15 protein-coding genes are annotated in these 17,583 nt (G+C 61.4%); 12 read left to right on the plus strand and 3 right to left on the minus strand.

Translation table 11 applies throughout. From position 1 onward, the window contains the following. Nucleotides 1–26: 26 nt before the first annotated feature. From fumC to LJY25_RS04615, 6 genes are all read left to right on the plus strand, one after another. Nucleotides 27–1,430: a class II fumarate hydratase gene (gene fumC / locus LJY25_RS04590; protein ID WP_227607063.1), complete on the plus strand. Its 1,404-nt coding sequence runs from the start codon at nt 27–29 to the stop codon at nt 1,428–1,430. A gap of 151 nt (nt 1,431–1,581) precedes the next feature. Further along, nucleotides 1,582–2,175, plus strand: coding sequence for a GNAT family N-acetyltransferase (locus LJY25_RS04595; RefSeq protein ID WP_227607064.1), 594 nt, complete (start codon nt 1,582–1,584; stop codon nt 2,173–2,175). Then, a complete protein-coding gene (locus LJY25_RS04600) occupies nt 2,168–2,560 on the plus strand; it encodes a diacylglycerol kinase family protein (protein ID WP_227607065.1) in 393 nt (130 codons plus the stop codon). The genes LJY25_RS04595 and LJY25_RS04600 overlap by 8 nt, the downstream gene beginning before the upstream one ends. 84 nt (nt 2,561–2,644) lie before the next feature. Then, nucleotides 2,645–3,121, plus strand: coding sequence for a DUF6970 domain-containing protein (locus tag LJY25_RS04605; RefSeq protein WP_227607066.1), 477 nt, complete (start codon nt 2,645–2,647; stop codon nt 3,119–3,121). A 95-nt stretch (nt 3,122–3,216) separates the two neighbouring features. Continuing rightward, nucleotides 3,217–3,714, plus strand: coding sequence for a DinB family protein (locus LJY25_RS04610; protein WP_227607067.1), 498 nt, complete (start codon nt 3,217–3,219; stop codon nt 3,712–3,714). A gap of 83 nt (nt 3,715–3,797) precedes the next feature. Then, nucleotides 3,798–4,421 carry a thioredoxin family protein gene (locus LJY25_RS04615; RefSeq protein ID WP_227607068.1) on the plus strand — a complete coding sequence of 208 codons (624 nt, stop codon included), beginning with the start codon at nt 3,798–3,800 and terminating at the stop codon, nt 4,419–4,421. A 146-nt stretch (nt 4,422–4,567) separates the two neighbouring features. Here the strand turns inward: LJY25_RS04615 and LJY25_RS04620 are convergent, their stop codons facing one another. Next, nucleotides 4,568–5,410, minus strand: a complete 843-nt coding sequence (locus LJY25_RS04620) for a DUF4382 domain-containing protein (protein WP_227607069.1) — start codon at nt 5,408–5,410, stop codon at nt 4,568–4,570. A gap of 154 nt (nt 5,411–5,564) precedes the next feature. Beyond that, a complete protein-coding gene (locus tag LJY25_RS04625; protein ID WP_227607070.1) occupies nt 5,565–8,696 on the minus strand; it encodes an AsmA family protein in 3,132 nt (1,043 codons plus the stop codon). Between the two features lie 213 nt (nt 8,697–8,909). Here LJY25_RS04625 and LJY25_RS04630 point away from each other — a divergent pair, with 213 nt between their 5' ends. Together LJY25_RS04630 and gldJ are read left to right on the plus strand one after the other, a co-directional pair. After that, nucleotides 8,910–9,980, plus strand: a complete 1,071-nt coding sequence (locus LJY25_RS04630; RefSeq protein WP_227607071.1) for a PorP/SprF family type IX secretion system membrane protein — start codon at nt 8,910–8,912, stop codon at nt 9,978–9,980. A gap of 69 nt (nt 9,981–10,049) precedes the next feature. Further along, entirely contained in the window at nt 10,050–11,309 is a 1,260-nt protein-coding gene (gene gldJ / locus LJY25_RS04635) for a gliding motility lipoprotein GldJ (RefSeq protein WP_227607072.1), read from the plus strand. Nucleotides 11,310–11,382: 73 nt separating this feature from the next. Here gldJ and LJY25_RS04640 read toward each other — a convergent pair whose 3' ends face one another. Continuing rightward, the gene (locus tag LJY25_RS04640) at nt 11,383–12,087 is read right to left on the minus strand and encodes a ComF family protein (RefSeq protein ID WP_227607073.1); all 705 of its coding nucleotides are present in this window, start codon (nt 12,085–12,087) and stop codon (nt 11,383–11,385) included. A 199-nt stretch (nt 12,088–12,286) separates the two neighbouring features. Here LJY25_RS04640 and LJY25_RS04645 point away from each other — a divergent pair, with 199 nt between their 5' ends. From LJY25_RS04645 to LJY25_RS04660, 4 genes are all read left to right on the plus strand, one after another. After that, nucleotides 12,287–12,667: a carboxymuconolactone decarboxylase family protein gene (locus tag LJY25_RS04645; RefSeq protein WP_227607074.1), complete on the plus strand. Its 381-nt coding sequence runs from the start codon at nt 12,287–12,289 to the stop codon at nt 12,665–12,667. A 2-nt stretch (nt 12,668–12,669) separates the two neighbouring features. Continuing rightward, nucleotides 12,670–13,035 carry a hypothetical protein gene (locus LJY25_RS04650; protein WP_227607075.1) on the plus strand — a complete coding sequence of 122 codons (366 nt, stop codon included), beginning with the start codon at nt 12,670–12,672 and terminating at the stop codon, nt 13,033–13,035. Nucleotides 13,036–13,126: 91 nt separating this feature from the next. After that, nucleotides 13,127–13,891, plus strand: coding sequence for an exodeoxyribonuclease III (locus LJY25_RS04655; protein ID WP_227607076.1), 765 nt, complete (start codon nt 13,127–13,129; stop codon nt 13,889–13,891). A gap of 260 nt (nt 13,892–14,151) precedes the next feature. Further along, a complete protein-coding gene (locus tag LJY25_RS04660; protein ID WP_227607077.1) occupies nt 14,152–17,550 on the plus strand; it encodes a DUF4175 family protein in 3,399 nt (1,132 codons plus the stop codon). The last annotated feature ends 33 nt before the right edge of the window (nt 17,551–17,583 follow it).

The following is a 17,583-nucleotide window of genomic DNA, read 5'->3' on the forward strand; positions in this document are numbered from 1 at the left end:
GTTTCATCCGCATTTCCGCGCCGCATATGCAATTCCGCACCGAGAAAGACACCATGGGCCCCGTACAGGTGCCCGCCGACCGCTACTGGGGTGCCCAGACCCAGCGTTCTATCGAGAACTTCAAGATTGCCCAGGACATCAGCCGGATGCCCACCGAAATCATCCGCGCCTTTGCTTACCTGAAGAAGGCTGCGGCCCTGACCAACCGTGACGCGGGCATTCTGCCGGCGGAAAAGGCGGACCTCATCGGCCGGGTATGCGACGAAATCCTGGAAGGCAAGCTCGACAGCGAATTCCCACTGGTGGTTTGGCAGACCGGCTCGGGCACGCAGAGCAACATGAACGTGAACGAGGTGGTTGCTTACCGCGGCCACGTGCTGCAGGGCGGCTCCCTGAGCGACGAAAAGAAGGCCCTGGCCCCGAACGACGACGTGAACAAGTCGCAGTCCTCGAACGACACCTTCCCGACGGCCATGCACATTGCCGCCTACCAGACGCTGGTGCAGGTCACGATTCCGGGCATTGAGAAGCTGCGCGACACGCTCAAGCGCAAGAGCGAGGAGTTCATGCACGTCGTCAAGATTGGCCGCACCCACCTGATGGACGCCACCCCGCTGACCGTGGGGCAGGAGTTTTCGGGCTACGTGTCGCAGCTCGATCACGGCCTGCGCGCCATCCACAACACCCTGGCCCACCTGAGCGAGCTGGCTTTGGGCGGCACCGCCGTGGGTACGGGCATCAACACCCCTCCCGGCTACTCCGAGAACGTAGCCAAGCACATTGCCGACCTCACCGGCCTGCCCTTCATCACGGCTGAAAACAAGTTTGAGGCCCTGGCCGCCCACGACGCCATCGTGGAAGCCCATGGCGCGCTCAAGACCGTAGCCGCTTCGCTGATGAAGATTGGCAATGACATCCGCCTGCTGGCTTCAGGCCCCCGCGCCGGCATCGGTGAGCTGTACATTCCCGACAACGAGCCCGGCTCGTCCATCATGCCCGGCAAGGTGAACCCCACCCAGAGCGAGGCCATGACGATGGTAGCGGCCCAGGTGATGGGCAACGACGTGGCCATCAACATCGGCGGCATGAACGGTCACTTCGAGCTGAACGTGTTCAAGCCCGTGATGATCTACAACTTCCTGCAGTCGGCCCGCCTGATCGGGGACGTGTGCGTGTCGTTCAACGACAAGTGCGCCGAGGGTATCCAGCCCCTGGAAGACAACATCCGCAAGCACGTGCAGTCGTCCTTGATGCTGGTAACGGCCCTGAACCCCCACATCGGCTACTACAAGGCCGCTGAAATAGCCCAGACCGCCCACAAAAACGGCAGCACCCTGAAGGAAACCGCCCTGCAGCTCGGCTACCTCACCGAGGAGCAGTTCGACCAGTGGCTGAAGCCCGAGGACATGGTGGGCGAAATCAAGAAGTAGTTAGTTGAATAGTACCAGAACGTCATGCTGAGCGAAGTCGAAGCATCTCTCCCGCCTCGTTGGATTAGTAATTCCAACGTCAGCAAGCGAGATTCCCCGGCTGCGCTCGGAATGACGTTCTGCTTTTAACCTTTTGCGCTCCTGCTTCTCCATGGATTTTTCCCGCTGTATTACGCTCGAAAACAGCCGCGCCCGCCTGCGCCCCCTCGACCCCACCGACTTTGCGGCCCTCAAGCCCGTAGCCTTCGACCGGGAGCTGTGGAAGTACACGCTGACGGCCTGCCACTCGCCCATGGACCTGGCCGCCTACGTGCAGCAGGCCCTGCAGGGCCGGGAGAAAGGACTGCGCTACCCCTTCGTCATCATCGACCGGCACACCGGGCAGGTGGCGGGCAGCACAAGCTACTACAACGTGAACCTGGACGAGCAGCGCCTGAGCATCGGCTACACCTGGGTGGGCAAGGAGTTTCAGCGCAGCGGCCTTAACCGGGCCTGCAAGCACCTGCTGCTCAACCACGCCTTCGGCAACCTCGGCTGCGAGCGGGTGGAGCTCGAAACCGACTCCCGCAACTGGAAGTCGCGCGAGGCCATGGCCCGGATGGGTGCCACCGAGGAAGGCACGCTGCGCAGCCACCGCAACACCCAGGGCGGCATCCGGCGCGACACGGTCATCTTCAGCATCCTGAAACCCGAGTGGGACGGGCTGCGCCAAAGCGTCTTTCGCGAATTCGACGCCCGTGGCTAAGCCTCAGAAAGGAGGGCGGCTCCAGCGCCGCATTGCCAGCTTTGGCTACGCCTTCCGGGGCGTGTGGAGCGCCCTGGGCTCGGAGGTGCACCTGCGCTTTCACGCCCTGTCCACAGTAGTGGCCGTCGGCCTAGGCTTCTATTTCGGCCTGAGCCGCCTCGACTGGGCGCTGGTCGTGCTGGCCATCGGCACGGTGTGGTCGGCGGAGCTGATGAACACGGCCGTGGAAGCCATTGTGGACCTGGTGTCGCCGGACTACCACGTGCTGGCCGGCAAAGCCAAGGACGTAGCGGCCGGGGCCGTACTGGTGACGGCCATAGCCGCGCTGGTCATCGGGGTACTGGTGTTCGGGCCCCACGTAGGGGCGCTCTGGCAAGGCCAATAAACAAATACTGCGGGCCGGCGTAAGTTGATTGTTGCCTGCGGGCAGCGTCCATCCTTTTCCGTTGTCTGTCTAGCCCTCCCGTATATGCGTCTGCCCCTGCTTTTTGCTACGGTGGTAGCCTCCGCCTCTTTCTTGCTGACGAATGCCTGTCAGCGCAACGTATCCGTAAAGAATCATACCGACGTACCCGCGACCGGTACCGTTACCCCGACCACCCCCACGGCCCCCACCACCACAACCGTCACGAGCGCCCCGCCCGACCGGCCGATGGCAGCGTTTGACAAAGCCAACCGACCTAAGTGGCTCGACGACAAGATTCTGGCCTTCCAGGCTGAGCCCAAGCAGAACCCGCCTATCCAGGTGATGAGCTACCGCTACAACGGGGAAGTGGTGTACTACGTGACGGCCCCGTGCTGTGACCAGTTCACTACTTTATATGACCAGCAGGGCAAAGTGCTGTGTCAGCCCGACGGCGGCATTACCGGCCGGGGCGACGGGCGCTGCGCCGATTTCACGAAGAACCGCACCGAAGAAAAGCTGGTCTGGCAGGATCAGCGCTGAAACCAGGACCCGGCCCGGGGGGTTAGCACCCGGTACTGCACCGGTTCGGCCACCCCAGCCCAACCCCTGCTTTTTTCCTACGAACCTTTTGCACCATGATAAATACGCTCGAAAAACTTGGCGCCTACAACGTGTGGGCCAATACCACCCTGCTCGGCCGCCTCGACGAAGTAGCGGCCCGCCAGGAAATTCCCGCCATCTGCCTGCGTCTCTTCAGCCACGTGCTTAACGCCCAGGCCATCTGGATTGCCCGCATCACCGGCACCCAAAGCCCGGTGAAGGTGTGGCAGGAGCATACCCTCGAAGGCCTGCACCAGCTCCACGAGCAAACCTCGGAGCGCCTGCACCAGCTGATGACGGATGCCGACGACGAGGAGCTGCACCGCCTGATTTCCTACACCAACTCCCAGGGCAACGCCTACGAAAGCCAGGTGTCCGACATCCTGACCCACGCTACGGTGCACGCCAACTACCACCGCGCCCAGGTAGCAACCCGGATGCGGGAGCACGGCTTGGAGCCCATCAACACCGACTTCATTACCTACTGCCGGGAGCTGTCGGCTGCCGCGCGGCAGACGGTGCCGAGCCTGTAGCATGCCTTATTTCGGCATCTCGAAAAACCCTTCCGGCCCCGGGAGGGTTTTTCAGCATCTATAGCCTCCCGACTGCCTTAATTATGTCTCCGATAATCGTCTCCGAACCCGTACTTGATGCCGGCCGCCTGCAAAGCGCCTACTCCTATGCCGCCTACCGCCAGCTGATCGACGAGCTGATGGCCCGGAATCTGACCACCGGCCCGAAGCAGAGCGAGCAGCTCGTCCAGTACGCCCGTCTGAACATTCAGCGCATGCAGCGTATCGACAAAACCATACAGCTGCTGCCCGACGTGCAGGCCACTCTCGACGCCCTACCCCGCCGCTATGAGTGGGTGATCCTGACCGAGGGCTGGTGCGGCGACGCGGCCCAGCTGGTGCCGGTATTGGAGGCCGTAGCCCAGGCCAGCCGGGGCAAAATCACCACGCACTACCTGCTTCGCGACGAAAATTTAGATTTGATGGACCGTTACCTCACCAACGGCGGCCGGTCAATTCCCAAGCTGCTGGTGCTGGACCCCGTTACCTTGACGGAGCTGGCTACCTGGGGGCCGCGCCCGGCGGTAGCTCAGAAGCTCCTGCTCGACCTCAAAGCCCAGGGGGCTAGTCATGAGCAGTACGCCGAGCAGATTCACGCCTGGTACGCCAAAGACCGCACCCTTAGCACCCAGCGCGAGCTGCTAGCTCTGCTACAGGGGCTGGAATAAGCTAACAGCTATCAGCTGCTGGCTGTTAGCTTTCCGCCACGTACCCAGAGCACTGATTTGAAATTAGATTCACAAAAAAGCCCCGGCCTGATACAGGTCGGGGCTTTTTTGTATTCAGTACAAGCTTACCGCTTGCCGCTCAAAAACTACTGCAGCGGGATGGCACCCAGGTCAGTGGTCTGGTTGTTCAGAACGGTCTTACCGGTCAGGGTTACGTTGCGGTAAGCGGACTGACCAGTGGGGGCCGTGGTGGAAGGGTACAGCTCTACGCGGTAGGTGCCGGAAGGCAGGCTGTTGATCTGGAAAGCTCCCGATGCATCAGCCGAAGTGCTGAACGTGTCGGCCGGAGTGAGCGACGTCCGGATGGCCAGCACCTGGGGCAGGGAAGCGGCGGGCGTAACGGTACCACGCAGGGCGCCGGCAATGTCCTGGGCAATAACCCGGATAACCGGCTTCAGCAGGTACCGCTCTTTCTTGTCGTTGCCGGGGCGCCAGTTGCCGCGCTCCACAATTGACTTGGCTACGTCGAAGTCCAGCACCAGCTGGAAGGTCTGCCGCTCCTGAAGGGTAGCTTTGTCGAGCTTCAGCTTCACGCCCGAGCTTTGGCCGCTGGGCGTTTTCAGGTCGTAGCGCTGCCCGTCCTGCCCGACTACGTAGCTGTCGGGGCCCAGGAGCAGGCGGATTTCCTTCAGGTCGCCGGGGGTGAAGTCGGTGCTGACCAGCAGGGCCGAGCGGCCGTTCACGTAGTTCAGCACGTTCACCGTCTGGGGCGTGAAGGGCAGCAGCTCCCAGCCGTCGGGGTTGCCTGCTTCCTTCAGGTGCACCTCAATCTGACGCACATCCAGTACCACCTGCTGAAAGTTGCCGGGCGCATCCGTGAGGCGCACCTCCAGCTTCGACGATTTTTCATCAGTAGAATCGTTGCCGGAGCAGCTGGTCAGGGCCAGTCCGGTGAACAGGGCGAAGGGAAGGAGTCGAGTGAGTTTCATGATAAAAGGGAGAGAAGGAACAGAAAGATAAGCAGCCGCTGACTTCTACGCAAGCTGCGGATTTCCGTTTGGCACAATAATCCGGCCACTTTCAGCTTGATTTTCCCTTCCTTGCAGGCTATACCTCACATTGCACTTTTTGAATTCACTGTCTTCAGCCCCCGCCTTTGGTGGTATCCGCCGGGGCCGGGGTAGCCGGGGCAGGCGTCGGATCCGCAGTCGGAGCTGAAGGCGCCGGGGTAGGCGTTGGGGTAGCGGGAGCAGGCTTACGGCCCCGGTTAAACAAACCATTCAGTCCTTCCGACGCCTTATTACGAAGCTTGGCTTCGGCTTCGAGGCGCTTCTTTTCCACTTCCTGCCGGGCTTTAACTTCCAGCTCCTCCCGGCGGCGGTCCAGCTCCCGCCGGGCGCTGTCCTGGGCTACCTGGGCCTTGGCGGCCAGCTTCAGCTTGGCATTATCGACCTGGCTTTGCACCACGCTTTGCACCAGATTCTTCGCTACGTCCTTGGCCTGGTTTTTCACGCTCCCGGTCGTGAGAGCCACCTGGGGGCTTTTCACGGTGCCGCCAATCTTAAGTCCCAGCGTCACCCGTTCGGTACCCTTGATGTCCTGCACGCCGGTCAGCTGGGTGAGGCGGGAGTTCAGCGCGTTGCCCACTTTGCCAGTGGGCATGTCGATGGCCGTGATGTACTCGAGCTTGCCGTTCACGTTGTTGGATCCGCCCACGGTCAGCTTCAGCTGGCCTACCGTGAAGTCGAAGGGCTTCACGATGAAGTTGCCGTTCAGCATCTCGGCGGCCACGTCCTTGTTCTCGACCACAAACCGCTTCAGCTCCTGCAGCTGGGTCAGGGTACTCATCTTGGTCAGCACTTCGGAGTTGGCCACGGCGGCCCGCACTACTTCCACCACGCCCCGGCCGGTAAGGGTGCTGTAGTTGGGCACCATGTCGGGCCCCATTTCCCCGGTTACCTTGAAGTTGGTCGAAAAGACGCCCTCCAGCTGACTGGCCAGCGGCACCAGCGTCTTAATCGAGTTAAAGGCGGCAAAAGCATTCTGGAAGTTCAGATTCTTGATGTTCAGGCCAACGTCGAACTTGGGGTGGGCCAGGTTCTTGCTGCTGTAGCTGCCGCTGGTGGCAAACGACCCGCCCAGGGAGTTAAAGGTAAGCCCGTTGAGCACGGCCGCTTCGTCGCGCACCGTTACCAGCCCCTTCACATTGTCGAGCTTGAGGTTGTCGTAGATCACCTGCCCCACCGTGCTGTTCAGCGTCAGGTCGAAGAACTTCGGAATCTGCAGCACGCCGTCGGCTTTGGTGGCTGCAGCCGGCGCCTTGGTAGCCGCCACGGCACCCGTAGTAGGCTTGGCCGACACCTCATCGACCATCCACTCGTTTACGTTAAACCGCTGGCTGTTCACGGTCAGGTTGCCCCGCAGCGACTGGCCGGGGGTGAACAGATAGCCCATGTAGTTGGCGATGGTCCCGGAGGCGGCAATGTCGGACGAGCCTACGAAGCCCTGCATGTTCTGCAGCACAATCTCGTTGTTGTTGAACGTGGCTGCGGCCGAGTTTACCCGCACGCCCTGGGGCAGGTCCTGGCTTTTGTAGGTCACATTGCTGGCCTGCACCCGGCCCGAAGCCACCACGCTCTGGTAGCGCCCGGCCTCGATGTCGGCCATGTTGCCCTTGGCCAAAACGTTGCCCTTCAGCCGGCCCGTCACCGTCATGCCCTCCAGCGGGAAGATCTTGGTCAGCTTGGTTAAATCCACGGTGCCGTGCACGTCGGCGTCGAACACCGGCTTGTCGATGTTGTGGGCGGCCACCCGGCCTTCAAGCGGCTCCCCGTCGAGCAGCATCCGGAACTGCGGAATGTTGATATAAGTATCGTTGGGCTTGCCAGTGGCGTTGGCGACGGTGCCGGTCAGGGCCAGGTTCTCAATCGGGGCCGGAAACTGCTTGCTTTTTACGTAGCCGTTCATGAGGCGCAGAGCGGCCTGCACTACCGGCATCTGGGTTTTGGAATAGGTGCCTTTGGCCGTAGCATCCACAAACAGCTGCCCGCGCAGCAGCAGATCCTGCACCGGGTACACTTTCATCATCTCGGCCAGGTCCACGTTGGCTTTCACCCGCCCGTCCACCTTCATCGGCTCCAGCCCGTCGATGGCTACGTTGCCGTCAATCGGGTTTTTGCCGAGGTCGAGGTGAAACTGCTTCACGTTCACCTTCATGTTGTTGGTAAAGCCCGAGGGGTTGTCCAGGGCCAAGTCGATGTTGATGTTGCGGGCTCGCTGGGGCAGCTCGGGGTAGTGAAACATGCCGTTCTGCACTTGCAGGTTTACGCCGTAGCCGGGCATGTTCAGCTCATTCTGCACGCCTTTGTAGTAGCCGTCGAAGGCCACCTTGCCGCTGGCCTCAATGCTTTTAAACCGCTCGGTATAAGCTCCGGGCACCAGACTCAGGATGTTCTTGAAGTCGGTTTCGAGGGCTTTGAACGTAAGGTCGTAGGTGATGTCGGTATCGTTGGGCAAGCCGATGGCACCCTGGAAGGTGGCGGGAAACTCGTTGAGCTGCACCCGGTTCTCCTTGAAGGTGAACAGCATCTTTTCCAGATTCATGGCCACGGTCACGGCGGCATTGAGCTTCTTATTGGTGATGTACTCCATGCCGTCGTAGCTCATCGAGAACTGCTCGGCGGTGGTCTGGCTGACCATGTCGAACACGTTCTGCTCGAAGTCGCCGGAGCCGGTGTGGTTTACGCCCCGGGCCTGCATCCCGAACGGAATGGTGAGGTCCTCGTAGCGCAGACGGCCGTTGTTGATCTGCCAGCCTTTGATAGCCAAACTGATCTGGGTGGTGTCCTTGCCCTGCCGGGCCAGGGCCGAGTCGGAAAGAAAGATGTCCCAGTTGGCCTTGCCACCCTTTAGTATGCGCAGACTCAGCGCCGGCTGGTCCAGCTCGATGCTTTTGATTTTGATCTGCTCGCCCCGGATGACGGTCATCAGATCCAGCCCCACCCGGAACGAGGGCAGGTAAGCCAGGGTGTCGCGGGAAAAGGAGTCCTGCCCGATGATGCGCAGGTCATCGATGCTCAGGGCCAGGTCCGGAAACGTGCGAAACAAGCTCAAGCTCACGTTCGAGGGGTCGTACTCAACTTTTGCCGCTACCCGCTCGGCCAGCTGCCGGTCGAGCACCTGCTTAAGCTTGTCCTTGAACAGGACGGGCGTGAGGGCCACGGCGGCCACCAGCACCACCAGGAAAATCAGCAGACCTAAAAAGAATTTACGCATAGCAGTACGGGAAGAAGCCGAATTCAATCCGACGAGATTCTATATAGCGCCGGCCTAAGCAAAAGTAGGGCACACGGGGGAGGTTTAGCTCCGCCTCCAAAGGGTTACGAAGCCGGCAGGCTGATAAAGATGAAGGATTTTACCACCTTAGGCTCCAGGTTTCACCTAACCTACGTACCAAACGCAACCACCCCTGCGTTAGTGCACCTGCTTATGCGTCTGTTTTCCTGGCCTTTTTCCTCTGCTTTCCCCTGGCTGCGCGGCAGCCTGCGCCCGGCGTTGCTGACGGCCGGCGTTGCCGCGGGTCTGGGAATCAGCACCGGCGCCCGGGCCCAGGACCTGTATTTTTCCCAGCCCTACGCCAACCGCCAGCAGGCGAACCCCGCCTTTGCCGGCTTGCTCGACGATTACGGCGTCACGCTCAGCTACCGCAACCAGTTCCCGACCCTGGCCGGCTCTTTCCAGACCACCCAGCTGGCCGGCGACTACCGCCTGAACAGCCAGCGGGGCGCCGTGGGGCTGCTCCTGAACCTCGACCGCACCGGCAGCATCGGCTACACCCGGTTCGAAGCCAGCGGCATCTACGCCTACCATTCCCGCCTCACGCCCACGCTCAGCTTCAGCGGCGGCCTCAAGGCTACCTACGGCAACCAGCGCATCAGCTACGACAACCTCGTATTCGGCGACCAGCTTTCCGACGAAGGCGTGGTCCGCAACGTATCAGCTGAGGTCGTTGACTTTCAGCCGGTCAGCTACTTTTCCCTGGGCACCGGCGTGCTGCTGTACTCCGACCAGTTCTGGCTGGGGCTGGCGGGTCACCACCTTAACCAGCCCGACCTGGCGTTTCGGACCGAGTCGCGTCTGCCCATCCGTCTGAACGTGAATACCGGCTACAAGATTTTCTTTGCCCGCCAGACCCAGCAGCAGGAGTACCGGGAGCTGAGCCTGACGCCAACCCTGAACTACACGCGTCAGGGTGGTAGCCAGCGGGCCGAGGTCGGCCTCTACGGCACTGCGACGCCCGTCACGCTGGGGCTGCTGTACCGCGGCGTGCCCCTGCCTGGGGCAGCCCGCACCCAGCAGATCCTGACGGCCGTGGCCGGCGTGGCCTTCGGCGCCTTCCGGGTGGGCTACAGCTACGATATGAGCCTCAACCAGTTCAGCGCTGATCTGGGAGGAGCCCATGAACTTTCCCTGGCCATCCGGCAGTTCGACGTGCTGGACGCCGCCTGGCGCCGCCTGAAACGACAAAATTCCCCGGCAATTCCTTGTCCGGCCTTTTGAAAAGTTGTATTATTGCATCCAAATTGCCTTCGCCTAACCCATTTTCACCCAGGTAGTTTCACCTCTATTATGAACTTCTCTCAATATCTGCGCTATGCGGTTGTCGGAGCCTGCTTCCTGGCTGCCTGCAAAAGCGGACCGCCTACGGCCACCAAACCCGGTAAGTACAGCTCCACCACGGGCATCGAGTACAACACCGAGGAGGGCATGATGGTAGCCGACTACAAAGGCATCCCGGAAGGCCCCGGTCTGGTATTCATCGAAGGCGGCCGTACCGTGCTGGGCTCGCAGGAGGAAGACGTGACGATGAATCACGACAACATCGAGCGTACGGTTACCATCGCCTCGTTCTTCATGGACGAAGCCGAAGTAGCCAACATCCACTGGCTGGAGTACATGCACTATGTGCGGAAAGACTCGTCGGACGAAATCTACCAGCGTGCCCTGCCCGACACCACCGTGTGGGCCCGGGAGCTGTCGTTCAACGACCCGTACGTTGACTACTACCTGCGCTACCCCGGCTTCCGCTACTTCCCCGTGGTGGGCGTAAGCTGGCTGCAGGCCAACGACTACTGCACCTGGCGCACGGCCAAGGTAAACGAAACCCTGGCTGCCAACAGCGAAGGTGGCAGCAGCGGTGGCGGTGGCGGCCTGTTCGGCAAAAAGAAAAAGGGGACTACCCCGGACGCCGACGCTGACAAGCCCAAGATTGCCATCGAGAACGGCAATACCCTGCCGAACTACCGTCTGCCCACCGAGGCGGAGTGGGAATACGCCGCTCAGGCCCTCATCGGTACGCAGGAAGTAGGCAACGAAAACCAGGAGAACAAGCGCATCTACCCCTGGGATGGTCGTCAGGCCCGTAACCCCTACGGCAAGAAAATGGGTCAGTTCCTGGCTAACTTCAAGCGTGGCCGCGGTGACTACGCCGGCATTGCCGGCAGCCTCAACGACGGCGCCATGATTACGGAGTATATCTACGCCTATCCCCCGAACGACTACGGCCTCTACAACATGGCCGGCAACGTGAACGAGTGGGTGCAGGACATCTACCGTCCGCTGTCGTTCGAAGACGTGGAAGACCTGAACCCCTTCCGCCGCAACGGCTTCCTCGACCCCAAGGAAGGCTACGACAAGAGCCCCAACTCGGCGGGCAAGGGTGGCTACCAGTCCCTCATCGACGACCACGTGCGCGTGTTCAAAGGTGGCTCCTGGCGCGACGTAGCGTACTGGTTGTCGCCGGGTACCCGCCGCTTCATGGCGGAGGACTCCTCCACGGCTGCCATCGGCTTCCGCTGCGCCATGATCAACGCCGGCTCGAACAAGTAATTCCTGCCTTCAGGACATAAAAAAAGCTGCCTCTCCCGGGGCAGCTTTTTTTATGTCCTGGCTAAACCCGGTTTTAACGCTCGGCGCAGGCAATGGTAGCGACGCTAACTTCTTTGCAGCCGGCCTGGAGCAGTACCAGGGCGCAGGCTTCGAGCGTGGCCCCCGTCGTCAGCACATCATCGACGAGCAGGACGCGCCGGTCCTGAACGGTGGTCAGGTCAGCTACCTCGAATACGGTGGCCACGTTGTTCCAGCGCTGCATACGGTTCTTGCGGGTCTGGGAGGTGGTGTGCTCGGTGCGGCGAAGAACCGCGGCGCTCCACGGCACAGCCAGCCCCAGCGCCAGCCCTTCAGCAAAGGAATCGGCCTGGTTGTAGCCCCGCTGGGCCAGCTTCCGGGCGTGCAGCGGAACGGGAATAATCAGGTCGAAATCGGCAGCCAAGCCGTGGCGGGCCAGCTCGGCCCCGTACCAGCGGCCCAAAACCAGTCCCACCTGCTGCTGCCCCTGGTACTTAAGCTGATGCAGCAGGTGCTGCACCCGGCCCCGGCGCAGAAAGCGCACGTAGCTGAGTGCGTGGCGCACCGGCACCTTACCCCAGAACCGGCGGGCCAGCGGATTGTGCGCCTCGGGCAGCAGGTGGTAGTCGGTGAAGGGCAGCTGGGCCCGGCAGCCGGTGCAGATATCGTCTTCGCCCTGGGCCAGGGGCTCGGCGCAGGCCAGGCACACCCGGGGAAAAACCAGGGAAACCAGGTTGGTAAGGGCAGCAGGAAAACGCATGACGGGGAGTAGGGATAAGAATAAATGAAGTTGAATTCCTGGGTAGCAATAGGAGGATAGAGCAGGAGTTGGCGGTCCGAAGGGGTACCGCGAAACTTCTGCCTAATTTTAGGGTTTAAACGCGACTCTGAAAAGCCGCCGACCGCCGCGCTTGAACTGCGTGGGGCTTTCAACCTTCCAAAAATTCAAAACCTACGATATGTCTCTCGTCACCGAGTTCAACGACTACCGCCAGCGCATGAACGAAAAGATCATGGCGGCCGACAACAAGGTCATCAAGCGCTTCTTCAACCTCGACACCAACACCTACCAGGCCGGCGCCCTCGACGTGAAAACCAAGGAGATTGTGGGCTTGGCCTGCTCCATGGTTTTGCGCTGCGACGACTGCATCAAGTACCACCTGGGCAAGTGCTACGAGGAAAAGCTGACCGACGAGGAAGTCTACGAAGTGTTTGCCATTGCCAACCTGATCGGCGGCAGCATCGTGATTCCGCACTTCCGTCGGGCCGTGGAGTATTGGGAAGCCCTGAAGGAAGAGTCGGCCACGCCCGCCCCGGCCCACGCCGAGCACACCGCCTAGCCATGCTGAATCCCCAGGAAACCGAGGCGCAGTTTGAGCAGCGCTGGTGGGAGCTGATGACCCAGCTGCGGGAGCGGTTCGGCAAAAAGCCCGACCTGAACGCCCTGCTGCTGCTCATCGGGGTGCAGGAGCTGGGCCAGGGCGCCGGCCCTTTCACCAAGGAGCAGAAACAGGACCTGATGCACATTGCCACCTGCAAGCTGTTCAGCCTCTCGGGCCACTACCAGCTCGACCACGTCGACGCCGAGGGCTGGCCCCACTACACCCTGCTGCGGCCCGTGCCCTTCGCCAACCTTAAAGAGCAGGAGCGGATGCTGAAATGGCACATCCTGGAGTACTTCGAGGCCTTTATGAAGGACGAAGAGTAAGGCCGGGCTTAAGTTGTCAGTTGTTCGTTGTCAGTTGCTAGTCAGCCATTGATTTGAACACTGACAACGAACAACTATCAACCAACAACCCTTGAAAATCATTTCCTACAACGTGAACGGCTACCGCTCGGCGCTGAGCAAGGGGCTGCTCGACTGGGTGCGGGAGGCTGACCCGGACGTGCTGTGCCTGCAGGAAATCAAGGCCGGACGGGAGCCACTCGACGTGAGCGGCTTCGAGGCCCTGGGCTACCACGCCTACCTGCACCCGGCCCAGAAGCCCGGCTACAGCGGCGTAGCCACCTTCACCAAGCAGCAGCCCAACGCCGTGCACACCGGCTGTGGCACCGACCTCTACGACTGTGAAGGCCGGGTACTCCAGCTCGACTTCGACGACTGCGCGGTGCTCAACGTGTACATGCCCTCGGGCACCAGCAGCCCGGAGCGCCAGCAGTTCAAGCTCGACTGGCTTGCCTTTTTTGCCGACTACGTTGCCCGGCGCCGGCCTGACTCGCCGCCGCTGGTCATCGGGGGCGACTTCAACCTCTGCCACCAGGACATCGACCTGCACAACCCCAAGGCCAACCAGAACACGCCCGGCTTCACGCCCGGGGAGCGGGCCTGGATGGGCTCCTTCCTCGGCTCGGGCTTCACCGACTCGTTCCGCCACCACCACGGCCCGGCTACCGGCCACTACTCGTGGTGGACCTTCCGGGCCGGGGCCCGGGCCCGCAACGTGGGCTGGCGCCTCGACTACCTGCTGCTCGACGAGCGGCTGCAACCCCGCCTGGCCGGGGCGGGTCTGTTGCGCGACGTCGTGCACTCCGACCACTGCCCGGCTTTCGTGGAGCTGGGGTAACTCAAGCGGTTGGGCAATAGGTTGATTTGTCAAACAAGGCGGCTCTTCTCGGTATTCACGACAACCGTCCGGGGGCAGACCAATCGGGTTGATTTGTCGTTAACAAAGCCGGCCGCTTGCAGCGGCTACCGGGGTGGGGCACTGAACGTTTTGCCCTGTTCCGGTTGTCCTCTTACCAGGCAGCGCAGGTCAACCCGGGCGCCCAGTTAATCCGTATCTTTCCCGGCCGACGGAGGCTATTTATGGTGGAGCAACAACCCGTGTCAATAACAAATACTCAGTTTCCGGCGCTGCGCCAGGTGCTGGGCCAGCTGGAAGCCTTTAAGCGTAAGTTTTACCTGAACCTGCTGGTGCGCGGTGCGCTGGTGGCGGGCGGACTGCTGCTCACGCTTTTCGTCGTTTTCAACTTGCTGGAGTACTTCCTGTACCTGCCCACCTGGGTGCGGGGCGGGCTGCTGTTCGGCTTCCTGGGTTTGGCGGCCTATGCCTTTATGCGCTGGATCTGGCAGCCCCTGGCGGCTTTGACCAACCTGCGCCGGCTCTTGTCCGACGAGCAGGCCGCCCAGCGGGTAGGGGAGCTGTTTCCGCAGGTGCAGGACAAGCTCCTCAACGCCCTGCAGCTCCAGGGTCAGGCGCGGGAAAACGCCCTGATTGCTGCTTCTTTGGAGCAGCGGGCCAGCCAGCTTACCGGGCTGGAGTTTGCCAGCTCCATCCACATCCGCAAGCAAAGCCGCCCGCTGTGGAAGTACATGGCCGTGCCCGCCGCCGTGATGCTGGCGCTGCTGCTGTTTTACCCCGCGCTGTTCGTACAGGGCACCAAGCGGATTCTCAACTACCGCCAGACGTACGCCCCGCCAGCTCCGTTCACCTTTGTCATTCAGAATAAAAGCCTCAAGGCCTTTCAGAATGAGGACTTCAAGCTGGAAGTGGCCGTGGAAGGCGACGCCCTGCCTGCTGAGGTCAGCATCCGGTACGGGGGCCGGGAGCGGCGCCTCACCAAAGCCCAGGGCAACCGCTACACCTACGAGTTTCGGCAGCTGCAGCAAGACACCGAGTTCCAGCTCAGCGGCGCCGGCTATACCTCCGCCGATTACCAGCTCGACGTAGTAGCCCGCCCCGACCTGCGCGACTTCTCGGTGCAGGTAACCTACCCGGCGTACCTGGGCAAGGCGGCCGAAACCATCCGCAACACCGGCAACCTCACTGTGCCCGAGGGTAGCACCGTCAGCTGGCTTTTCGCCACCACCGCCACCGACCAGCTTCAGCTGTTGTTTGAGGGCCCCAGCGAAACCGTGACGGCCGAGCCGGGCACCAACGAGTTCCGGGCTACCCGCCGGGTGCTGCGCAGCCAGCCCTACGCCGTACGCCTGCAGAACGCCGCCAGCCTGAATCGCGACCCGATTCAGTACCAGCTCACCGTGATTCCCGACCAGGTGCCGGAGGTGACGGTGGAAAGCTTTCCCGACACGACTTCGCTGCGCTACCTGGCGCTGGGCGGCAACGTGCGCGACGACTATGGCCTGACCCGCCTGCAGCTCCACTACCGCGTGACCTCGGCTGCGAAGCCCAATGCCGGCTACCAGGTGCGCAGCCTGCCGCTGCAGGGCGGCGTGGCCCAGGCGTACGCCTACCAGTGGGATCTGAAAAGCCTGAACATGAAGCCCGGCGACCGACTCGAGTACTTCGTGCAGGTGTGGGATAACGACGGCGTGCACGGCCCCAAGAGCGCCCGCACCCGCCCCGCCGAGTTCAAGCTGCCCAGCCGCACCGAGCTCCGCAAGCAGCTCAGCGACCAGGCCGAGAGCGTGCAGAACCAGCTGACCCGGGCCTCGCAACAGTCGCAGAAGCTGGAGCGGGAGATGGCCAAGGCCGAAGACAAGCTGAAAACCAAGCGGGAGCTGAACTTCCAGGACCGCAAGCAGCTGCAGGACATGCTGGCCGAGCGCAAGCAGCTCGACGAGCAGGTGGCCGACATGAAGAAGCTGTTCGAGGAGCTCAACCAGAAGCAGGACCAGCTCGACCCCAAAAGCCAGGAGCTGGCCGAGAAGGCCAAGGAGCTCCAGAAGCTGATGGACTCTTTGCTCGACCCCGAAACCAAAAAGCTTTACGACCAGCTCCAGAAGCTGCTCGAGCAGCAGAAGGCTCCCGACGCCGACATGCAGAAGCTGCTGCAGAAGCTTGAAAACAAGGAAAATACCCTCCAGAAAGAGCTGGAGCGGGCCCTGGAGATGTTTAAGCAGCTGCAGTTCGAGCAAAAGCAGGAGGAAACCACCAAGAACCTCGAGCAGCTGGCGCAGGAGCAGGAAAAGCTGGCCGAGGAAACCGAGAAAAACGACAAGAACAACGCCGACAACAAGCTTAGCCCCGAGCAGCAGAAAGCCGCCAACGAAAAGCTCAAGCAGCAGCAGGCCGAAAAGCAGAAGGCCTTTGAGGAGCTCAAGAAGGACCTGAATGACCTTAAGAAGATGGACGAAAAGCTCGGCAACGAAAACGGCGCCGATGAGATGAAAGAAGATCAGGAGCAGGTCGACCAGGACCAACAGGACAGCCAGGAGCAGCTCGGCAAAAACCAGAACAAGAAAGCCAGCCAGAGCCAGAAGCAGGCTGCCCAGGGCATGAAGAAGATGGCCCAGAAGATGAAGGAGCAGCAGGAACAGGAAGAGTCGGACCAGCAGCAGGAAAACATCGACGACCTGCGCGACATCCTCGAAAACCTGCTCAAGCTGAGCTTTGACCAGGAAAACCTGATGAAGCAGTTCCGGCAGGTCGACCAGTCGGACCCGCGCTTCGTGCAGCTGGGCCAGAACCAGCGCAAGCTCAAAGACGACGCGGCCATCATTCAGGACTCGCTCTACGCCCTGGCCAAGCGCGTGGAGCAGATTCAGTCGTTCGTGACCCGGGAAGTAGGGGAGATGAACGGCCGGATGGACGAGTCGATGACCCAGATTCAGCAGCGCAACGTGGCCCGGGCTACCGGCAGCCAGCAGCTGGCCATGACCAGCATGAACAACCTGGCCCTGATGCTCAACGACGCGCTGCAGCAGATGCAGGAGCAGCAGCGCCAGAGCCAGCAAAGCCAGAGCGGGCAGGGCAAGCCCGGCGGCAAAAAGAAAAAGAAAGGCAGCTCCCCGGGCGAAGGGCAGCTCGGCAAGATGCAGCAGCAGCTTAATCAGCAGATCCAGCAGCTGCAGCAGAGCGGCAAGCAGGGCAAGGAATTGTCCCAGGAATTAGCCAAACTGGCGGCTCAGCAGCAAATGCTGCGCGATGCCCTCCGGGAGCTGGAAAAGATGCAGCAGGGCAAGCCCGGCGGCAAAGACGGCAAGGGCGAGCAGGGCGGTGGCGGTACCGGCGACATCAAAAAAATGATGGAACAAACCGAAACCGACCTCGTAAACAAGCGGCTAACGGAGCAGACTGTTATGCGCCAGCGCCAAATCCTGACCCGCTTGCTGGAAGCCGAGAAATCGGCCCGGGAGCGGGACCTCGACGACAAGCGGGAAGCGCAGACGGGTCAGAACCTTCCCCCGGTTTTTCCGCCCGCGTTCGACAAGTACAAACGACAAAAAGAACGGCAAACCGAGTTGCTCCGTACTGTACCGCCGGCCCTCACGCCGTACTACCGGCGTGAGGTGAGTGAATATTTTCAGAAAATAAAATAGCGTTCCACTACTTTCGCTGCCCTGCCGCCGCTT

The organism is Hymenobacter translucens (assembly GCF_020685205.1).
Lineage (GTDB): Bacteria > Bacteroidota > Bacteroidia > Cytophagales > Hymenobacteraceae > Hymenobacter > Hymenobacter translucens.

What these genes read in the sequence shown, in the direction of transcription:
- fumC (WP_227607063.1), top strand. Translation starts at nt 27, where the DNA reads ATGCAATTCCGCACCGAGAAAGACACCATGGGCCCCGTACAGGTGCCC.
- LJY25_RS04595 (WP_227607064.1), top strand. Translation starts at nt 1,582, where the DNA reads ATGGATTTTTCCCGCTGTATTACGCTCGAAAACAGCCGCGCCCGCCTG.
- LJY25_RS04605 (WP_227607066.1), top strand. Translation starts at nt 2,645, where the DNA reads ATGCGTCTGCCCCTGCTTTTTGCTACGGTGGTAGCCTCCGCCTCTTTC.
- LJY25_RS04610 (WP_227607067.1), top strand. Translation starts at nt 3,217, where the DNA reads ATGATAAATACGCTCGAAAAACTTGGCGCCTACAACGTGTGGGCCAAT.
- LJY25_RS04615 (WP_227607068.1), top strand. Translation starts at nt 3,798, where the DNA reads ATGTCTCCGATAATCGTCTCCGAACCCGTACTTGATGCCGGCCGCCTG.
- LJY25_RS04620 (WP_227607069.1), bottom strand. Translation starts at nt 5,410, where the DNA reads ATGAAACTCACTCGACTCCTTCCCTTCGCCCTGTTCACCGGACTGGCC.
- LJY25_RS04625 (WP_227607070.1), bottom strand. Translation starts at nt 8,696, where the DNA reads ATGCGTAAATTCTTTTTAGGTCTGCTGATTTTCCTGGTGGTGCTGGTG.
- LJY25_RS04630 (WP_227607071.1), top strand. Translation starts at nt 8,910, where the DNA reads ATGCGTCTGTTTTCCTGGCCTTTTTCCTCTGCTTTCCCCTGGCTGCGC.
- gldJ (WP_227607072.1), top strand. Translation starts at nt 10,050, where the DNA reads ATGAACTTCTCTCAATATCTGCGCTATGCGGTTGTCGGAGCCTGCTTC.
- LJY25_RS04640 (WP_227607073.1), bottom strand. Translation starts at nt 12,087, where the DNA reads ATGCGTTTTCCTGCTGCCCTTACCAACCTGGTTTCCCTGGTTTTTCCC.
- LJY25_RS04645 (WP_227607074.1), top strand. Translation starts at nt 12,287, where the DNA reads ATGTCTCTCGTCACCGAGTTCAACGACTACCGCCAGCGCATGAACGAA.
- LJY25_RS04650 (WP_227607075.1), top strand. Translation starts at nt 12,670, where the DNA reads ATGCTGAATCCCCAGGAAACCGAGGCGCAGTTTGAGCAGCGCTGGTGG.